The following is a 17,527-nucleotide window of genomic DNA, read 5'->3' as shown; positions in this document are numbered from 1 at the left end:
ATCTGACCATCCGTTATCTCGGGTATGCCAAACCCGAATTTCCTCCACTCCAATATCCATACTTGGCGGAGTATAAGAGCAATGTACGATTAGTTTTTTAATTGATCTCATGAAAGCACCGTCATGGTTTTGAGGCCGTACAATTTTGCGTAACTGCTAGCTGTATAATAGTCTGAGGGGCCTGTGCTGGGGCCGAGTACTATACGATTAATAGCTGATACAGACTCCCATACAAACCCATGCTGCCGTAAAAATGTATTAGATGAATCCCGTCTGTCAAAAGACTCAGCAAGTGCTACCTTCATGTAAGATGTGTTGCTGGGATTTAGAATTTGTATTCTGATAGGAGAGAAAGCATTAGCTACAGCAGTTGTAGCAGGTATGTATCCTACTCTGGGGCCATCACCTGTTCCCCCAGTAGACACGTTTCCCCCGTAATCAGTAGCATACTTGTAATTTGCTACTGTTGTGTCTCCATTAAAAAACAAGTGTACTAATCTTATGTCAGAAGCTCCAGCTCCTCGCAGAACAGCCTCCATTTCAAAAGAATCATAATTGTTTGGAAGGGTGCCACCGGGCCACCACTCATCTGTATCAAATCCTCCATCAGCTGCAAGAGTTTTTTCATATAAAAGCTCTCTTACGCTAATTTCTGTAACCGCTGCTCTGGTAAGCAAGATTCTGCTGGGTGCAGTATCCCAAGTGGCGGGAGTAGCAAGAGTATAATCTAAATAACAAAAAACCCTAAACCGGACACTAGCCCTGGCTGCGTCACTGTATATAATCCTGGGGGAGTCTGAAGCAGTGTCTAAAACTGAAGTGGAAACTACAGAGTTGTCAGAAAGCCCAGATGGCCTACCTACCACTGCAAGTTCTACAGTTCCTGCATTGTTTAGGAATCCTACACCTACAGTCCATTTTAAATTGGATATAAAACCTAAAGAAGCCCCACTGGGTATAGTTATGCTCATAGCGGAAGTTACTTCAATAATATCGTAACCCCCTGCAGTATTAAGAAACCCAATTCTTCCCTTGTCACTTGGACTTGGGTCAGTACCAGCTTCAGTTTTAACTGCAAAAGTTTCTGCTCCAGCAGACCTAGAAGCTACAATAGTGAGGTTGTCTAGAATATAAGCGTTGCTACTAGATGCCCCACTTCCACCTGTGCCATTAGCAGCGGCAGTAAGTCTACCTTGAGCATCTACAGTAATATCTGCATTAGTATAGGAACCTGGAGTTACAGCAGTATCTGCAAGCTCAGTTGGACCAACTACTCCTGCATCTATTTCCCAGACAGTCCCACTGCCGGATACAGTAATATCACCTTTATCCCCGTCAGAAATGCCCGGACCAGGATCACCTTGGATTCCTTGTGGACCAGTTAGATTGCCTTGCAGTGTCCAAGTAGATGCGCCAGTTTTTTCATAATAATCGCCATTACTTGAATCTAAGTAGAAATCTCCAACTACGCCAAGTCCAGAAGCTGGTGCTCCTGTCCCAGTATACCAAACTGAACCATCTTCACCAGGGTCACCTTGAATGCCTTGAATGCCTTGAATACCTTGCGGACCTGTGATGTTAAGCAAAAGCACCCAAGTACCAGCTTGCTTCTGATAAACATCTCCATTGTCAGTATTTAAATACATGTCACTGTCATTACCTAACCCGCTGGCCGGAACTCCAGAAGCCGCAAACCAAGTGGCATTACTAACACCAGCTGGGCCTTGGATACCTTGCGGGCCTTGGGGTCCTGTAATGTTAGATACAGGAGCTCCCCAAACTCCTCCAGATTTAGGACCGTAAAAATCTCCATTAGTAAGATTGATATAATAGTCCCCGGTGCTGCCATCTTCATCTAATGGAGCACCCGCATCTGAGAATATAAAAGAAGAATCGCCATCAGCTCCAGGAGGCCCAGCAACTCCTTGGATACCTTGAATTCCTTGAACCCCTTGGTCTCCTTTAGCCCCTTGGAGTCCCTGAATACCTTGCGGTCCTGTAATAAGTGACAAAGCTACTAAATTAAGCCAACTTACATCTCCAGAAACTCTCCATTGGATATAAGTTGGCGTAGATTGCAATTCAATAGAAGGCCCAGTAGGCCCCGGAGGTCCAGGGGGCCCAGGAGGTCCAACAGTACCAGTATCCCAAATAGTTGCATCTGCCATTAGCTTGGTACCACGTCAGCAGCTTGAAAGGCAAGTTGGCTATATTGTTCGCGTACAAGTGCTTGCATTTGGGACGCTTGTTCTTGATAGCCAATGCGGTTAAATATAGTTCTTGCGGCTTCCCAAATAATTGCCCAAGGCAACTCAACAGCAATCCAAGAACTAAAACTCTCAGAGGTTATATCGGGGTAGCGATAAAACCCAAACAATATTTTATCTAGTTCCGCATATGTACGGATTTGCAGAAATTTTCCGGCCATATAAAAAACATTCAAACGCGGATACCCGTAAGAATCTAGAGCTACTTCCGTAGTTATAGGCTCAAGAATCTCTTTAGCTTCCCCATCTGCATCACCTTCCCAAATACGGATGTATTTAACTCGTCGATAATAACTGGATACATCCGCTGGATCAAAAGTCTGAATTCTGCGGGGCTCATCAAATTGGACAGCAAGCTCTACTAAATCATTATAATAAAACCCAGAAGTGTGGGCTTTTAAAGTTGCAGCAGAGACTGCGGATTCTGCGCTGCTTTGTAAATCTGGCCTAGCTGTTATACTTTTTACTTCGTCAACTAATTCTGAGAAGTTCATTGTAAGCTGCCTCTAATTAGAGCTTTATCTATAGAGCACCTTTCTAGCTCTTCTAAAGCTGCTATATAGGCTAGTAGTAAGTCCCCATTAGTTTTGATGCTGGAATAGACCACAACACAATCCATTAAAAGAGATTCTGGTATATCACAAGTTAGCGGAGTCGGAGGAGCTGGAGGAGTTGCGCAAGCTGGAATGAATAGCATCAATAGAAGAAACCACAACACTAGGTAACGCTGCATCTTTCCACTCCCTAGCTTCCGGATTAACCTCTAGCTCTTTTACTATAACATGAACTTTATTCTTTTTGCGCTCCAGTTCAGCTAATTGTTGTTGGCGTTTTGTGTCTAAATCAAGTAGGCGCTGAACTCTCATTTCATACATGTCTGCTTGAATTTCTAGCTCTTGCTCTCTGTGCTCCAATTCAGCTTTCAATAAATTGGTTAGTTGAAATTGCAGATAAATAACACAAGCTGCAAGAGCTGCTATTAGACCTCCGTATACAGCCCCTCTACTTAGAGGCAAGGCGGTTTTTAAGAGCTTCAGCAGCTGAAACATTTTTTGGGTCTCCTGATACTTTTACAGCTTCTTCAATTTTATTTTCTTGTGAGCCTAGAACTGTAACAGTGTTTGATACACCTGCCTGAAATTGACTGCCTGTAAGAGATTTAGAACTGCCAATACCGGGGGAGCGAATGCGATTTTTTGCTGCCTTGCTGCGGCGCACAGGTACATATCGGGAACGCAACTCTTGCAAATTCTCTTCGCTTACTTTAGTATCATCTGCATCAAAATATACACCACATTCTTTAGTCTTTGCCATAGATTCCAGTTGGGCAATTTCTGCTTCCTTGTTAGTAATATATATACCATTAAGGAACTCTACGCGAGAAGCATCAGACAAAATAACCGCTACTTGGGGCTGCTTGTTTTTAAACAGTCTGTACATTTTATATCTCCTAGGGAGCGGCGCATCCTTGCGCGCTAGGGGGAGGGATTAAGAAGCAGCGCCGGCAGTAAGGTTCCAAACCACTGCGTTAGCTGGGGGGTTGCGGACTTCAACGGTACATTCTGTAGTGAGTGTACCACCAACAGCATCAATACCATTATCAACAGGAACACCCTTAGAATTAAATTCCAAGTGTTGAGTATCCCGGCCTTCCAGATATGCAATGCTGAAGCTCGCAGGATCAACGGCTACTGCCATTTTACTCCAGTAAGGGTTGGTATTAAACAGCGGGTGCTCAATGATTTTAAAAGATCCACGAGGAATCTTGAAAGAATCAAATTGCAGCCCAAAGTTAGTTTGGGAGTTCATGATTTCGTACTGTCCAGACAGCCTGCCAATTTGGTGCAGTACGTTCCGAGCCCCGCCGCCTACAAAAAGCAACCGCTCTTGTGGGCCCATTGGGTCAGTTACCTGATTAAATACAGGGTCCAACATTGCAACCAGCTGGTCATAAGTAGTAGTAGCACCAGCAGTATACACATTGGGCACACTGTAAGAATCAGGGTAGTAAGTGAGATCGCTTACAATGTTAATCAGTCCATCCATAGTACGGAAGGGTTGACCATTTCGCGTACCTTGTGATTTTTGGCTGAAAAACAAAGCTTTCTCAATTGCGCCAGCATGGAAAGCTGCACCATCTGCTTTATTTTCTGCAATTGGGGAATCCCCTGCAATGACCCGAGTAGCAGCAGAACTACCAGAAAGTGCCCAAGTATCTCGAAAGATATGGGTAAGATTGGTAACTCGCTCTACTTGAACAGACAGAGCATTGGGTCGAATTGAGGCTTCCTCAAAAGCATTACCCACTTGGTAAGCAGTAGTAATATCTGTGCCTACATCAATAGCGGCAGCAGCTACAGTACCAACAGAACGGCCTACTGTGATTTGGGTAGCAGAGTCAACACTATTGATAATCACAACTTCCCCAGATTCCTGCAAACGGTGGAGCTGTCCAGGAATAAGAGTAGAAGTATCAGCAATAGTGAAAACAGTGTCACCAGCACTAATATTAGCGGTCAGGGTGAAGTTAGGAAAAACCGCAGTTTTAGTAAAAAACCCGTGCTCTACTTGTACTGCCGTTTTTCTGGACAGCATAGAAGAAAGGGCAAACAGCGGAGCTGTCCCATTAGGCATAAGCCTAGTAATCATAGCAGCGAAAGACTTCTTCGCATGATCCTGGGTAAAGCGGCTAGAATTAAAAATTCCTTGGGTGGTCGGGGGCATCTAAGTTACTCCTATTAAGCTGAAGCGATTACGCCAGCAGTTCGCAAAGCAGCCAAAATTTCATTTACTTTAGTGGCCGCGGCTGTAAGGTCTGCAAAAGGTACTGCTGCATCCGTAATTGCATCCGCCTGCACAAGACCACTTTGAAGTGGTGCGTATGAAGGAAGGCCAACTACACCTGCAACCGTATCTTCTGCTACTACTTGTACTTTCTTGACAATTGCCATTTCTATCTCCAATTAATTAAAAGTCTAAAAAGGTACTGAAATCCGTCTCCTTAGCTGAAGTCTCCTCTTGTTTACGCTGCTCTGAGGGGCCACGAATCACATCTGCAAACTTAAGTAGATATTCTTCAGCTTGCTGTTTGATAGATTCACTATCTGCATCAGGATACTTCTTATGAAGCCTTTCCTGAATAGCAGAGATCATAGGCTCTACAGCAGGATCTTTTAAAAGGGGGTTTGAGGAGGTAAGTGCTTCTGAAGCTTTAAGACGATTGTAACTCCGCGAAGTGCGAGTATCAATCTTGTCTTGGGCTTTGGTGAGGGCTTGCTTGACTAGCATTCCGTTAGCAAGCATAGACTGAGAGAAAACATCACGAGCTACTGAATTAAGAGAAGTTAAAAACGCTTTCTGGGCATCTTCTCCACCAGCTGCTATAGATTCTAAAACTTGCGGATCGAGAGACTTAGTAAAGTCAATGTTGGAGACAGTAGAATTGATTTTTTCTGGGTCAATGCTGAATAGGGAGGAAAGATCAGCATCGTCCTGCTCTGCTTCAGTGGTGTCAGATTGCCATATATCTTTGAACGCTTCCAGGGGTGAAACTTTTGGTTCTGTTGATTCTTCTTGATTAGATTCCGCAGGAGCAGAAACAGGCTCGGTTGCGGGAGAGCTACGAAAAATATCGGAGAATTTCATTTTAATCTTCCTCGTTGGGATCAATGTCAATTAAGGATTTAAGGGCGTCAATCTGACCGCGCAAATAACCGCGCTCTATTTCCGCCTTAGCAGGAGTTTCTAAATTAGCCCCTACAGATAACAGACTGCCAGCTAGTTGGGATATGTAATTTTGAATAAAAACTTTTTGAAGTGGGTTGAAAGTAGCTCCAGCCTTCTGCTCCTCCTCTGTCATTGGGATTCTTTGAAAATAGTTATAATCATCGTTGCTGAACATTTGCATTATTACCTGCCTGGGCTCTGGCCTGATTTACTTTGTCTATAGATTCTTTGTACTGTTGCATTACGCTGGAACTTATAGGAGAAATAGCATTAGTGGGAACTCCTGGAGTGTAATTAAAATCTTGAGGAGTAGGTTGAGGCGGCAAGTATTTTTGTAGCTCCTCTGGAGTTGGAGGATTTTCCATTTGTGTAAGAGACTGAGCTAATGTTAGTGCGGCCTGTTGCCAAGCCTGTACAGCTTGTTCATACGCAACTTGCTCTGGGGATTTCTCAAAATTGCGCAATTTAGCCCCTCTTGAATTCATTAAGTATGAAAACATTGGACCCAAATTATAATTACTTGCCAACTCAGGGGATTGAGAGAGAACTTGAAAGGCTGCTGTTAGAGTTTCACCGTCTATCATCTTATCACTGGGGAGCATTCCATCACTTAGCTTAAACTCTATGTTGGCTTTGCGCAATAGCACAGGGTCAACTTCAACAACTTCTTGTGTCTCAGAATTGAAAATAGAAGAGGCCCCTTGGAATTGCAGTATGTTAGCCTTCAAAATTTGTTTGATAGGTTGAAATAAATTACCTTCTAATGCTAACGCCATAGTGCGGTCTCTAGAAGTTGAACCGCTCATAGTCTCCGCAAATTCAAAGCGAGTTTTATTGCCCTTAACAAATTGCCCCCGCCTTGCTGGGTTAAGTCCTGTAGTTTGATCAGCGAGCCCAAGAAACAAATTTATATTCTGCGCGGCATATTGAGATTGGGCGTCATTAAAAGGCAGTTGGTGTACTGCGTCTTTTATGGTTCCACCTAATGGTCCCAATCTTACAGGGATTCTAGCTACTGGAGAATCACTGCGGATAGAAGAAGGGGAAATTTTTAGGGGGTCAAAAAGAAGTCTATCACTAATAGCTCTACGACGAGCCGCAATCACACTATTAGCTAAAGCTGTGGTGAGCGCTTGGAAAGGTTGGACATCGTGTGCTACAGATTTAGATTGATAACCTAACCCATCATCTTTAGGAACACCAATAATAATAGGGATCAAGTTATGCATGTTAGTTAACCGCTCAGCATAAATCACCACAGACCCATTTACAATTATAAATTTCCAAATCTGTGGTGTATTAATGCCAGGCACATCCCTAATACCAAAATCTTCAGGTAGAATCCTGCCATACAGAGTAGTGACAACATACATGTCAGTGTAATTAATACGGGGCTGGTTTTCTGGGTCTGCGATCCCTACCCATTTAAACCAATTCATACTACCTGCATTATACAGAGGGTTTGTATCATTTATGTAAGAACTGCAAGGATCTAAATCTGGTACATAGAAAGAATTTACTTCTTCCGCATTACTTGCAGTGAGAGCTGGAGGTCTTGATTCTAGAGCTTCCCGCATGCTAGTACGAAAAGGCAGGGAAGCAGCAAAAGCTTTAAAAGCTGTTCTAGGATACAATTCTGAGTACCCAGCAAACTCACCTCTGGTAGGCAAATCTGTAGGATTAACTCTTGGGTCAAATATGGTATTGTAAGGGTCTAAAGATTTTATTTTATTTCCTAACCACAGGATCTCTTTATTTTCTTCTTTAGCCCGTTTCCCAGCTTTACGTACATCCTCAATAGAATAGGATACTTGAGTTACATCTGCGATTTCAGTTGGGCCAAAATTATATTTAAGTCCGTTGCGCAGAGTTTTAAGGAGTTCAGGTACCCAACGGGCTTTAATTTGTTGATCCAATATGATAGCGTCCATTTGGGATGCAGCATTCATATGGATAGGAGGAGCTACTGCACCAAAAATAGGAGTACCTGAAAGAAAGACTTCTTGCTGAAATGCCAAAGCTTCTTCAACTTGGGGCATTACAACAGGTAGAATAACATTCTGAAATTTAGTAGGATCCCCTAACTCTTGCGCGTACTTAGCTTTAAACTGCTCCTCTGTTAGGTCCAGAGTGCGCAAGTAATCCATATCTGTTTTTCTAAAGCTGTTTCTGAAGTTTTGCTGCCCAAAACTCAGACGAATAGCTTCCCTGTAAAAGGCTATAACAGCTGAGGCTGACTTTTCTGATAGTAGGTAAGGTAGCATTATGTAACCTCAAAAAGAAGAACAAATTGTTTCATCAGAAAATAGCGAAGCTTTATTAGAATCTTCCTGCCATTCTTGGGCTCCAACTACTGTGTAGTTTTTAAGCTGATCTGCAAACTCAGTAAGTACTCTAGGGGAATATGTCATAAGATCCAGAGTGTTATCTATGTTGTCTGTTTTCATTGGGTTGAAGGATCTCATCTGGGCTTCTAGTATAGCCTTTACTTTGGGGTGCACAGAAATTTCCCCTGCCATATAGGCTTTAAAGAAATCCAGAATGCGAGAATTCTTTGACCTAGAACCCGAATAGATAGGCACTACATTGATTCCTACGAGACCCAGCTGCTGACAGAATAGGTTAAACCAGTACAGTAGGGAGTATTGGTAAGCATTGGATTCAATGGCTATAAGAGAGCAAGAATTATCTATGGCTAGCTGCAAAGCTTTTTTTATTGTATCACCAGGAGACAACCGCTCTTCCACTAATTGCATCAAACAAGGTATTTGGTTTCCATGAACTTCAAAATACCCAATAGCCACCGAATCAGAGTTGTGCTTATCATTTGATGGGTCAATGATTATATAACTACCTAGATGAATATCCCCCTCAGCTGCTGGAAATTCAGGAATAGATGAAAAGTCCAGTAGGTTGTTAACCGCAGCAAATTCATCATTTAGAACTTCAGCATGAAATATCTCAGGCTTACCGGCTGCAACATCGTTTCTGTATTCTGCTAAAAGCTGCTCTATTGGCTGCAAATCTTCCCAGAGAGAAGTGCCATCTGATAGTATGCCACCAGCAATAAACTTGGTCCATTCCGGATTAGCTTTAAGTTTGCGCAGAATTGAATTCTCAGTTGGGTACATGTTGGCAATGAAAAGTGTTAAACACCTTTTTGGTGATTTAGCTTTCATTGCAGTACCAATCAACCAAGTATATAAAGAATCACTTACTACTTTGGATTCAGAATCTTCCTTAGTTTGTACATCATCAAATATCATTACATCAGGACGATCGCCTTTTGTAAGGAGGCCCCGGACTGCGCCACCAGCACCAATACCAGCTAATACAACATTTCTGCCCCGGAACCCAAATTTCTTAACATCTTGAGTATCCTGCTCCATGCCAACCCGCCAATCCCCAAATACTTTCTTAATGTTGCTTTCATCTAGCATATCAGCAATATCAGAAAGTGCGTTTCTGGCGTGAGTTGCAGTAGCGCAAAATATGATGATGAATTTGCGGTCAGTGAATAAAATTATGTACAATACATACAAGCGGATAAAAGTAGATTTAGCAAACCCGCGAGGGAGCCCCAGAGCTACTTTTTCAAATAATTCATCTACTGAGCAACCAGATTCCCTAGAAGCACTTGCTAGCTTTCGGAACCAATCCCAGATACCTTGGTATAATGGAGGCCAAGAATACTCATGGATAGTAGGCATTGAAAGAGCAGATAGAAAATCTAAATGCTCTTTTGCTGCCTCTATTACCTCATGGGCATTAAGTACCGCTTCTTTCACAAGCTATCCGCGAGACTTTCTGGCGGTTTGCTGAGCAGAGCTTGAGAATTTGAATTTTCAGTTTCTGAGCTCTTTGCTGATCCGCTTGCAATAGCCTCTCTTTTGCGCTTTTCATTTGCTAATCCATCCAATTGGTTGGTAGGAATAGTCACCAAACTTTGACTTTTACCATCTGATCCTTGGATTTCTATTACCTGCTTGTTAATGTTTGTTACAATATTATACTGTACGCTGGGGGGCAATTCAAGCATTACAACTCTATCTTGAGGCAGAGATTCTTGTGGAGCAAAAGATCCGCGACGTTTGGCTCCATTCACTTTATCTAGTGCATGCAAAATATCCCTAGGCTTCATCAGAAGTGGAACAACTTTTTCTAATTTATCCAGTAACTTATCTTCTAAGTTATTCCACTTACTGTCTAAATCTGAGTAGCGGCTAAGTGCGGCAGCCCTTTTTTCTGCTACTTCTTTTGCATAAGTATCTTGGGAAAGCAATTGGGAGATAGCAGATTCCGTTACACCAAGGGCCGCTGCTACTACGCTAGGCTGGTGCCCCTGCCCTAATAGTTGTATGGCTCGCTCAGTATTCATGAAGGTGCCCCTTTGCCGCTATTGAGGTAATTATATAATGTTGGGGGAGGATTTAAGGGTATTGAAACTTCTTGGGAAGTAAAAAAGTTTAGAAAAATTTTTGAAGTGGTATAGGATAGGGCCGCCACAAATAAGTAAAAAAGGGTACCCTGCCCCTACCTTCTTTACAATTGCATATCATTATCATTTGTATTTACTGTGACTACAGCAGCAAAGATAGTCTACAATTTACTTTCCAACAGCTTGCATTCTGTTGTAAGTTGCGGCACTATTGGAATTCCATTGGTGAATGTTATGAAAGGTGAGGTTACTTGTATGAAAGCGAAAGAACGTGATGCATTCCTTAACCGGCTGTTGACGGCTATGGAAATGGGCGTAAAAATCGACGTTACTGATTTGGGAGAAGATAAATGTGCTATGGTCGTCGTGTTGGATGGTGGGGAAATTTTTAGGTTGGCTCCTCATAAGAGTCATTTACTTAGAGCGTTGGATATTGGCCTAGAACGTATTCTTGACGAGGTGTGAAATGAACCGATGAGTCAGCAAACCCTTGCAGCTTAGCGCAGTGTATGTTAGGCTGCAAGTGCTTGCTGGCATGGTGCCAGTAGGACAACGTAACTGATTAGAAGGTGCATGACATGAGCAACGTCAATCTGATTCCGCAAGTGCAGAAAGCTAGCAGCTACTTTCATAAAGTCAGTGCCAAAAACTCTCCTCGCTACGGGCAAAAGCGGGAGAATCTAGAATGGCAGTATGCTGGATTTGAACCAAGCTGCCCGGAAGCAAAGGCGATCAATGCTGCTATTGAGGCGTTCGGAAGAAAGTTGTTGCTAGAAAATGGCGACAACTGGGACTTCCAGCCTACGCCAGAAAACTGCAATCTGGAAGCATTGGTACAGAGTCTTGATGCTGAGCGGGGCGGCTGGTCTAGAGTACTTACTAAAGTAACTTTGGATGCTGCCGGAAGCTATTACTTCTCTGCCTCAATCCGCTTACTCGGAAAAGACCAAGCTGCCGCTACTGCTGGAAGCCGCATTATCCGCGAGAAATGCAAAGCGGCAGCGGGTAATCCGGCAGTAGCGGATGCCATGATGAACAACATTGAAGCACTAGTTGCTGCTGTTGCAGATAGCGAAGATTCGGAGGAAATGGAACAATTGGCAGAACATGCGCCAGTGTTTGAGAAGTTGTTGGAATTGTTGGCGGAATGTCGCAATGTAACAGTGGATGCCGCTGCACTCTGATACATTCAATTAGTTATCCATGCCCCATTAGTTTCGGCTGGTGGGGCTTTTTATTTTCTGGTGGCGCGTCAGCCGGTCAGCAGGTCACAATGTCACAGTGACACAGTGCCCGTGTGACTGACGGACTGACAGACTGACCGAGTGACGCACCGCCCCACACATGCACCTCCCACCACTAATTAACTATACTTCCATAACTTCCCCACCTATCACACATTGCATCCCTGCTACTATCATATACCCATGTTACCATCTTATATTCCCTTATATACCCTCTTTTAATTAATTAACTATTTTCTAATTTTTTCTTTAAATTTTAAGTACCTCCCTAAAATATACGCCAAGTGTATAGGATAAGGTAAGCAAGGTATAGGTAGCAATCAGGATATAGGTACTTAGGTAAGATGCAATACTAGCAGGCTGGGGCATGGACGGTGGCCGGCGGGCATGGTACCCTAGTCATGCGGTCCGTCCGTCCGTCAGGCAGTCAGTCAGGGCGCATCCGCCACAAGCAACTCAAAACAAGGAAACTAACACATGAACATAATAGAAGCACTATGGAAGGATTTTTCAGAATCCAATAATTACCTAGCAAATTGTACGCCCCAGGAAAGAACTGCACACAAAGAAACATTTTACAATGCAATACTGAGCTTTATTAATCTAGCACGTGTGGAAGTAAAGATGGCTCCAAAGGAGTCTGAAACTGCAATTTCAGGCTGTCCGGTAGAAGCTTCCAGAGGAGAAACCAATGTTTAAAACTACTTCAGTGGTAGCGGCAGTTAAGTACGCCATAGAATCTGGCGTCAGTGAAATTGAAATGCATCATAGAATTCAGCTGGTGCTGAAAACAAATAAGGAATTGCCAGATATTTTCTATAATGAAGTGAACCAGTGGCAGCGTTATATGGCGCAAAATACACGAATCAATAAATTTCGGGAGATTTAAACATGACAATGCAAGCAAACACAATTCAGGAATTATGGGAACATTTCAGCAGCATTATGATTGCAGAAGATTGCTCAGAAGCTAGCAAAATGGCATTGAAAAGTGCTTTCTATTCTGGCATTTCCGGCTTTGTAGCTATGCAACTGAGTGCGATTAACCAAAAAGTAGGTGCAAATGCATTTGCGGAAATGACAAAAACTTGGGCGCAAGAGTTGCAAATTGTAGCCGCAGAATTAAGGGAGTACGGAATATGAAATACAGACCTGTACTCACAGAAGATGAAGTACAGCTAATTATGAAAGCTCTGCAACAGTATTCAGAAGATACAGAAGTTGTGGTGGCATTGATAAGAAAGCTGGATTTGCTACTATACCGGGCCCAAGTTGGCAGCAACAGCAAAAACAAGAAAGCGGAGCCAAAAAAATCTGCACTTGCTGCGATGCTAGCAGAAAAGTATGCAAGTTTTAATTCCTTCCAAGAAGCTAGGCAGGAAATGGAAGCAGCAGATATTGCAATAGCACTGCAATCAAAACAACCAGCAGAGCTTAGCAAAGAGGAAATCAATTTCATTGGAAAATATATCATTGGGGGACAGTAGTATGAACCCAGAAACAATGGCGGAAATATTGAGACAGGCAATGCCATATTATGCTCCTTTCCATTTTGAGTTTCCAAATAAAGGCGTTAATATATACTCTTACAGAATGTGTGATACTTTGGCATATATGGCAAAAGATGGCTTATTGGAGGAAGAAAAAGCAAAAGAGGCTAAACTTGAAATTAACAAACGCCTCTGGCCCTATTCAAGTTTGTTAGAATACCTAACAGAAACTGGCAAACTGCGCAAAGACATTGAATTTGCTAGCACCAACTATGATAAAAAGGCCCTGCAATTTTGGGCATATTATATTGCTAGCATCACTGAAGCGCCATTTTCTATTATACAGAGATTGCTACTTGCTTTGCATAACCAAAATTTAAATCTCTGGAATGCAGAAGATATTTTATTGGTTCTTGAAATCTGAGACGCAGGAGAGTTTAAAATGGATAATGCAGAATTTGCTGATGTGTTAATTAAATCAATGCCATACTACAGAAGCTATGCAATTGGAATTAAAAATAAGGATCACCCAAAAACCAGAAATTGCATGTGTTTTGCAATAAATAAATATTATGGACGCTACTTTTGGTCTAAAAAAGGCGAAAGAGCAAAAAATAAAATAGCAGATATACTTCACCCTTGCGCCTATTTATATGACAATTTTATAGAAAAAGGTTATATCCGTTACGATGTTGAAATACGTGAAACCGAATATCAAAGAAAAGCTCTCGCATTTTGGACCGATCTAATACTTGAAGGTAAAAATCCTAATTTAGACATGCAAAAACTTCTTTGGAGTTATATAAGACACGATGACATTGAAGGTTGGGAACTCACTAAAAAACTTTTAAACCACTATGTAAAGTAGAAAGGGTAGCTGAAAAATGAATCAAGCTCAGTTTGCAAATGTCCTGATTAAAGCAATGCCATATTACGCTTCATGGCATAAAGGCGCACCATATATGTGTCATGCTATAGATCGCAGTAATTGCTCAGAATGGGAGAAAAAAAGATCAATTACTAAGATAGAAAAATTGCTGCACCCAAAGACAACATTATATGGTCACTTTATAGCTTCTAATTTCCTATATTTGGGGACAAATATGGCAAGTCCAGAATATCAGAAAAAGTCTCTCACCTTCTGGGCAATACAAATTGCTTTAGGCAAAAACTATATATCTCTAGCTACAGAAATACTCTCTAGCTATCTAATATATAATGAGCCAGAAGGCTGGAAAACCGCTGAGAAAATTTTAAACAGATATGTAAAATAAAGGGAGTAATAAAACGTGAAATTACACTGTCCTAAAAGTGGCATATCCTACACCTGCAACATAGGCTATGGTCATGGCAGAGTGCCGCATCCAATATTTAATTTACCTGTAAAATCCCTGATAAAAGGTCAGCTAGAGCCATTCATGGCAGGTAGACTTACCCTTGAAGAATCTCACCTATTTGGTTGCGCCCTAATCAATAAATTGCCTGTAATGTGGGAAACCTATTTACCGCTAGAATTGTGGCAGGAGGATTGGGGAGCTTTAGTAGAAAATCTCTCAGTTGTAGCTTTGCGCTATGATGACCGCAGAGTTGCAGACCTCCCAAAATTCAGAATAACAAAAGCCACAAATGATCCTGCTGCAATAAAAGGCTACATGCGAGCCTTAAATTCTGCAATAACAGATTTGCGAGAATCCGCATTCATAGAAACCTCAGTAATAAAAGACAGAGCAGAAGAAGCCATATTGCGAATTGTAAGAAACACTTTAAATAAAGTAGCCAGCACCAGGGATAAAAATAAATTACCTGAATTAATGGCAGCTTGGGCAGCTTCAGTAGGAAAATTCCCAAAAACTTCTGTGCCCATTGATGCTGATGGAACACAAATGCCACTGCATGAATATTGGAAAAGTATCATTGTAAAATTGTTCAGTAGTGATTCTCCTGTAGCCTTGCTAAGTGACACGGTACAGCAGGAGGATATTGCTGAATTGCTAGAACACTGTGAACAAACTATTGAAGTTGGTACCTTGCATTCTTTATTGCTGCTTAAAAAACTAAGAGATGCTATAAGCGTATTGGAAGAATTTAGACCGGGCAAAATACTTGTAGCTTCTGGGGATACCATTGCTGCCCTGTTAGGTAATACCCAAATAAAAGAATACAAAGAAGGGGAACCTCAACTTTCCCAGTATAAAAACATTGCGGAATTCCTAGCAGCTAAAAAAGTCTGGAGAGCTTCAAATGATTTGTGATTTAGAATTACTTCGGGAATTGATTCTTCCAAATATACCTAACCAGCATACTCGCCACATTACCCATTGCGAAGATGTCTTATTCGATTTTCGCCACCTTGCAAACATAACAACAGCAAATTATGCACACATTGCACATGGGCAATTTAAGTATGATGCAATATGGATGCATGAAGCTTGGCCAACTTTTAAAAACCCTGAACATTTTTCAATGTATAAAAATCCATATAATGATGTATTATTTAAAGTTCGTTTGCTTCATTACAAGGAACTGAAACTTGCAGTAATACGGCGTAAGTGGCCAACAATTGACTTCATAGTAAAACAGTAAAGGATACTCCCCGTGGAAAATGCCAAATTGCAAGCTTTATTAAATCGTGTAAAAACTCAAGGCCAAGTACAGGCACAAACAAATAGAAGCGAACAGGACGGGTATGAATACAACCCACAGCAGCAATTAGGAATACAAAAAATAGTCAATGGTGAATCTGTTTTAATTATGGGGCCAGCAGGTAGCGGCAAAACTACCCTTGTTAAATTAGCTGTAAACGAAGTGATAAAGGCTAATAAGTTGGAACCTCTAAAAGCTGATGGACACAAAACCCTACAGAGTGGGAGCCCTAATATTGCCTGTATCAGCTTCACTAACAAAGCAATCCAAAATATAAAAAGAATGCTACCAGCAGACCTTGCTGAAAACTGTATGACAATTCACAAGCTCCTAGAATTTATACCTGACTTTTACGAAACAATAGATCCGAATTCAGGTGATATTAAAAAATCTATGAAATTTGTACCTTCCCGCAACCAATACAAGCCGCTTCCAAAACTAGCAATCATCCTAATAGATGAAGGCACTACCGTACAGGTGGACCTTTGGAACCAGCTAGTAGAAGCTATTGCCTACATACCACAAATAATCATAGTAGGTGACATTCACCAGCTCCCCCCAGTATTCGGCAAATCCATATTTGTAGCAGCCCTACAACTTGGCATTGCCACTGTAGAACTAACTCACATATATAGACAAGCTAAAAATTCCCCCATAATCAACTTAGCCCACAGAATAAAAGATGGAAAACAATTAGCAGCGAAGGACTTACCTGATTTTGCTGTAACTTCTGAACAAGGAGCAGTAAAAATAACTCCATGGAAAAAGCAGCTAGATGAGCGAGTAGCTGTAATTACAGTGTGTGATTTTATAATAAAAAAGATAGAAGCAGGAGAGCATGATCCATTTAATGACATCATACTTACTCCTTTTAACAAAAGTTTTGGCACCTTGGCAATAAATGCTGAGATAGCTACATATCTTGCAAAGAAAGCAGAAGCTCCTGTAACTGAAGTTTTCTCAGGGATTCAAAAGAAATACTTCAGAGAAGGAGATAAAATAATATACAGAGGCATGGAAGGCCAGATTACAAAAATATCAAGAAACGGCAACTATTACGGCAAGTTACCAAGACGACCATCAGCAACTTTAGATTACAATGGCCTAGATAGGGTGCCTTGCAGTGAAAAAGCAGCTTATGCTGGCATGGAAGGGGAGGAAGATATAGATAGAATGCTAGAGCACCTAGCTTCCCATACAGAAGGAGCAGAAAAAATATCAAGAGAGGCATCCCACACCATAGAAATATACAATGCTACCTTAGATATTCACCAAACCTTGTCCAGCAGTGGGGATATAAATGTTTTGGACTTAGGTTATGCAATTACAGTACATAAAAGTATTGGCAGTGAGTGGGACCGGGTTCTGTTTGTGACCCACCACACCCAAAGCAATATGTGGTACAGAGAGCTCCTATATACAGCAGTTACCAGAGCTGCAAAAGAGCTGCATATAATTTGTGAGCCTAGCACTTTTGTAAAAGGTATCAACTCTCAACGAATCCCAGGAGACACGCTACAAGATAAAATAGAAGCCTTCAATAAACTAGCTAATATGGAGAAAGCCCAAAATGTGAGCAACCCACAAACTGATGTTCTTGGCACTGAATTCCTTCTAAGAGGTAATATCAATGAAAACTAAAGCGGAAAAGAATCTGGAAAAGCTGAATAAGTTGCTAAATATTGTAACAGGTTTTGCTTTAGCTTGGCTTCTATTTGC

At 41.7% G+C, this 17,527-nt stretch carries 24 protein-coding genes; 12 read left to right on the top strand and 12 right to left on the bottom strand.

What is annotated here, in order from left to right; all coding sequences use genetic code 11:
- Positions 1-107 precede the first annotated feature (107 nt).
- Genes E4680_RS11565 through E4680_RS11515 form a run of 12 tightly spaced genes read right to left on the bottom strand, consistent with a single transcriptional unit; the run spans position 108 to position 10,371 of the window.
- Positions 108-2,168, bottom strand: coding sequence for a collagen-like domain-containing protein (locus E4680_RS11565; RefSeq protein WP_135282578.1), 2,061 nt, complete (start codon positions 2,166-2,168; stop codon positions 108-110).
- Positions 2,168-2,761, bottom strand: coding sequence for a hypothetical protein (locus E4680_RS11560; RefSeq protein ID WP_135282577.1), 594 nt, complete (start codon positions 2,759-2,761; stop codon positions 2,168-2,170). Before E4680_RS11560 ends, E4680_RS11565 begins: the two co-directional genes overlap by 1 nt.
- Positions 2,758-2,964: an Rz1-like lysis system protein LysC gene (gene lysC / locus E4680_RS14645; RefSeq protein WP_422666678.1), complete on the bottom strand. Its 207-nt coding sequence runs from the start codon at positions 2,962-2,964 to the stop codon at positions 2,758-2,760. The genes E4680_RS11560 and lysC overlap by 4 nt, the downstream gene beginning before the upstream one ends.
- Complete coding sequence (locus tag E4680_RS11555; protein ID WP_135282576.1) at positions 2,906-3,316, bottom strand: hypothetical protein; 411 nt, start codon at positions 3,314-3,316, stop codon at positions 2,906-2,908. Before E4680_RS11555 ends, lysC begins: the two co-directional genes overlap by 59 nt.
- Positions 3,270-3,707, bottom strand: a complete 438-nt coding sequence (locus E4680_RS11550) for a hypothetical protein (RefSeq protein ID WP_135282575.1) — start codon at positions 3,705-3,707, stop codon at positions 3,270-3,272. Before E4680_RS11550 ends, E4680_RS11555 begins: the two co-directional genes overlap by 47 nt.
- Before the next feature lie 48 nt (positions 3,708-3,755).
- Positions 3,756-4,991: an SU10 major capsid protein gene (locus E4680_RS11545; RefSeq protein ID WP_135282574.1), complete on the bottom strand. Its 1,236-nt coding sequence runs from the start codon at positions 4,989-4,991 to the stop codon at positions 3,756-3,758.
- A gap of 14 nt (positions 4,992-5,005) precedes the next feature.
- A complete protein-coding gene (locus tag E4680_RS11540; protein ID WP_135282573.1) occupies positions 5,006-5,218 on the bottom strand; it encodes a hypothetical protein in 213 nt (70 codons plus the stop codon).
- A 16-nt stretch (positions 5,219-5,234) separates the two neighbouring features.
- Complete coding sequence (locus E4680_RS11535) at positions 5,235-5,912, bottom strand: hypothetical protein (RefSeq protein ID WP_135282572.1); 678 nt, start codon at positions 5,910-5,912, stop codon at positions 5,235-5,237.
- A 1-nt stretch (position 5,913) separates the two neighbouring features.
- Positions 5,914-6,168, bottom strand: a complete 255-nt coding sequence (locus E4680_RS11530; RefSeq protein WP_135282571.1) for a hypothetical protein — start codon at positions 6,166-6,168, stop codon at positions 5,914-5,916.
- Positions 6,152-8,257 carry a hypothetical protein gene (locus E4680_RS11525; protein ID WP_135282570.1) on the bottom strand — a complete coding sequence of 702 codons (2,106 nt, stop codon included), beginning with the start codon at positions 8,255-8,257 and terminating at the stop codon, positions 6,152-6,154. The genes E4680_RS11530 and E4680_RS11525 overlap by 17 nt, the downstream gene beginning before the upstream one ends.
- 9 nt (positions 8,258-8,266) lie before the next feature.
- The gene (locus E4680_RS11520) at positions 8,267-9,781 is read right to left on the bottom strand and encodes a hypothetical protein (RefSeq protein WP_135282569.1); all 1,515 of its coding nucleotides are present in this window, start codon (positions 9,779-9,781) and stop codon (positions 8,267-8,269) included.
- The gene (locus E4680_RS11515; protein WP_135282568.1) at positions 9,778-10,371 is read right to left on the bottom strand and encodes a hypothetical protein; all 594 of its coding nucleotides are present in this window, start codon (positions 10,369-10,371) and stop codon (positions 9,778-9,780) included. The genes E4680_RS11520 and E4680_RS11515 overlap by 4 nt, the downstream gene beginning before the upstream one ends.
- A gap of 294 nt (positions 10,372-10,665) precedes the next feature.
- On the opposite strand from E4680_RS11515, the gene E4680_RS11510 reads away from it, so the two are divergent.
- The 12 genes from E4680_RS11510 (at position 10,666) to E4680_RS11455 (ending at position 17,449) form a co-directional block, all read left to right on the top strand.
- Positions 10,666-10,896 (top strand): hypothetical protein, encoded by a 231-nt coding sequence (locus tag E4680_RS11510; protein ID WP_135282567.1) that lies wholly within the window; start codon positions 10,666-10,668, stop codon positions 10,894-10,896.
- 113 nt (positions 10,897-11,009) lie between these two features.
- The gene (locus tag E4680_RS11505; RefSeq protein WP_135282566.1) at positions 11,010-11,615 is read left to right on the top strand and encodes a hypothetical protein; all 606 of its coding nucleotides are present in this window, start codon (positions 11,010-11,012) and stop codon (positions 11,613-11,615) included.
- 537 nt (positions 11,616-12,152) lie between these two features.
- On the top strand, positions 12,153-12,374 hold the full coding sequence (locus tag E4680_RS11500; RefSeq protein ID WP_135282565.1) for a hypothetical protein: 222 nt from the start codon (positions 12,153-12,155) through the stop codon (positions 12,372-12,374).
- On the top strand, positions 12,367-12,564 hold the full coding sequence (locus E4680_RS11495) for a hypothetical protein (RefSeq protein WP_135282564.1): 198 nt from the start codon (positions 12,367-12,369) through the stop codon (positions 12,562-12,564). Before E4680_RS11500 ends, E4680_RS11495 begins: the two co-directional genes overlap by 8 nt.
- A gap of 2 nt (positions 12,565-12,566) precedes the next feature.
- Positions 12,567-12,818: a hypothetical protein gene (locus tag E4680_RS11490; protein ID WP_135282563.1), complete on the top strand. Its 252-nt coding sequence runs from the start codon at positions 12,567-12,569 to the stop codon at positions 12,816-12,818.
- Entirely contained in the window at positions 12,815-13,162 is a 348-nt protein-coding gene (locus E4680_RS11485; protein WP_135282562.1) for a hypothetical protein, read from the top strand. Before E4680_RS11490 ends, E4680_RS11485 begins: the two co-directional genes overlap by 4 nt.
- 1 nt (position 13,163) lies before the next feature.
- A complete protein-coding gene (locus tag E4680_RS11480; protein WP_135282561.1) occupies positions 13,164-13,589 on the top strand; it encodes a hypothetical protein in 426 nt (141 codons plus the stop codon).
- An 18-nt stretch (positions 13,590-13,607) separates the two neighbouring features.
- Positions 13,608-14,033, top strand: a complete 426-nt coding sequence (locus E4680_RS11475; protein ID WP_135282560.1) for a hypothetical protein — start codon at positions 13,608-13,610, stop codon at positions 14,031-14,033.
- A 16-nt stretch (positions 14,034-14,049) separates the two neighbouring features.
- Positions 14,050-14,439 carry a hypothetical protein gene (locus E4680_RS11470; RefSeq protein WP_135282559.1) on the top strand — a complete coding sequence of 130 codons (390 nt, stop codon included), beginning with the start codon at positions 14,050-14,052 and terminating at the stop codon, positions 14,437-14,439.
- A 15-nt stretch (positions 14,440-14,454) separates the two neighbouring features.
- The gene (locus tag E4680_RS11465) at positions 14,455-15,417 is read left to right on the top strand and encodes a hypothetical protein (RefSeq protein ID WP_135282558.1); all 963 of its coding nucleotides are present in this window, start codon (positions 14,455-14,457) and stop codon (positions 15,415-15,417) included.
- Positions 15,407-15,748 carry a hypothetical protein gene (locus E4680_RS11460; protein WP_135282557.1) on the top strand — a complete coding sequence of 114 codons (342 nt, stop codon included), beginning with the start codon at positions 15,407-15,409 and terminating at the stop codon, positions 15,746-15,748. Before E4680_RS11465 ends, E4680_RS11460 begins: the two co-directional genes overlap by 11 nt.
- A gap of 12 nt (positions 15,749-15,760) precedes the next feature.
- Positions 15,761-17,449, top strand: coding sequence for an ATP-dependent DNA helicase (locus E4680_RS11455; protein WP_135282556.1), 1,689 nt, complete (start codon positions 15,761-15,763; stop codon positions 17,447-17,449).
- Positions 17,450-17,527 lie beyond the last annotated feature (78 nt).

It is taken from the genome of Candidatus Macondimonas diazotrophica (assembly GCF_004684205.1).
Taxonomy (GTDB): Bacteria; Pseudomonadota; Gammaproteobacteria; order UBA5335; family UBA5335; genus Macondimonas; species Macondimonas diazotrophica.
The sequence above is the reverse complement of the archived record's forward strand: the minus strand, read 5'-3'. Positions and strand labels throughout refer to the sequence as shown.

Coding starts and splice junctions, on each gene's coding strand:
- E4680_RS11565 (WP_135282578.1), bottom strand. CDS start 2,168: ATGGCAGATGCAACTATTTGGGATACTGGTACTGTTGGACCTCCTGGG.
- E4680_RS11560 (WP_135282577.1), bottom strand. CDS start 2,761: ATGAACTTCTCAGAATTAGTTGACGAAGTAAAAAGTATAACAGCTAGG.
- lysC (WP_422666678.1), bottom strand. CDS start 2,964: ATGCTATTCATTCCAGCTTGCGCAACTCCTCCAGCTCCTCCGACTCCG.
- E4680_RS11555 (WP_135282576.1), bottom strand. CDS start 3,316: ATGTTTCAGCTGCTGAAGCTCTTAAAAACCGCCTTGCCTCTAAGTAGA.
- E4680_RS11550 (WP_135282575.1), bottom strand. CDS start 3,707: ATGTACAGACTGTTTAAAAACAAGCAGCCCCAAGTAGCGGTTATTTTG.
- E4680_RS11545 (WP_135282574.1), bottom strand. CDS start 4,991: ATGCCCCCGACCACCCAAGGAATTTTTAATTCTAGCCGCTTTACCCAG.
- E4680_RS11540 (WP_135282573.1), bottom strand. CDS start 5,218: ATGGCAATTGTCAAGAAAGTACAAGTAGTAGCAGAAGATACGGTTGCA.
- E4680_RS11535 (WP_135282572.1), bottom strand. CDS start 5,912: ATGAAATTCTCCGATATTTTTCGTAGCTCTCCCGCAACCGAGCCTGTT.
- E4680_RS11530 (WP_135282571.1), bottom strand. CDS start 6,168: ATGTTCAGCAACGATGATTATAACTATTTTCAAAGAATCCCAATGACA.
- E4680_RS11525 (WP_135282570.1), bottom strand. CDS start 8,257: ATGCTACCTTACCTACTATCAGAAAAGTCAGCCTCAGCTGTTATAGCC.
- E4680_RS11515 (WP_135282568.1), bottom strand. CDS start 10,371: ATGAATACTGAGCGAGCCATACAACTATTAGGGCAGGGGCACCAGCCT.
- E4680_RS11510 (WP_135282567.1), top strand. CDS start 10,666: ATGAAAGGTGAGGTTACTTGTATGAAAGCGAAAGAACGTGATGCATTC.
- E4680_RS11505 (WP_135282566.1), top strand. CDS start 11,010: ATGAGCAACGTCAATCTGATTCCGCAAGTGCAGAAAGCTAGCAGCTAC.
- E4680_RS11500 (WP_135282565.1), top strand. CDS start 12,153: ATGAACATAATAGAAGCACTATGGAAGGATTTTTCAGAATCCAATAAT.
- E4680_RS11495 (WP_135282564.1), top strand. CDS start 12,367: ATGTTTAAAACTACTTCAGTGGTAGCGGCAGTTAAGTACGCCATAGAA.
- E4680_RS11490 (WP_135282563.1), top strand. CDS start 12,567: ATGACAATGCAAGCAAACACAATTCAGGAATTATGGGAACATTTCAGC.
- E4680_RS11485 (WP_135282562.1), top strand. CDS start 12,815: ATGAAATACAGACCTGTACTCACAGAAGATGAAGTACAGCTAATTATG.
- E4680_RS11480 (WP_135282561.1), top strand. CDS start 13,164: ATGAACCCAGAAACAATGGCGGAAATATTGAGACAGGCAATGCCATAT.
- E4680_RS11475 (WP_135282560.1), top strand. CDS start 13,608: ATGGATAATGCAGAATTTGCTGATGTGTTAATTAAATCAATGCCATAC.
- E4680_RS11470 (WP_135282559.1), top strand. CDS start 14,050: ATGAATCAAGCTCAGTTTGCAAATGTCCTGATTAAAGCAATGCCATAT.
- E4680_RS11460 (WP_135282557.1), top strand. CDS start 15,407: ATGATTTGTGATTTAGAATTACTTCGGGAATTGATTCTTCCAAATATA.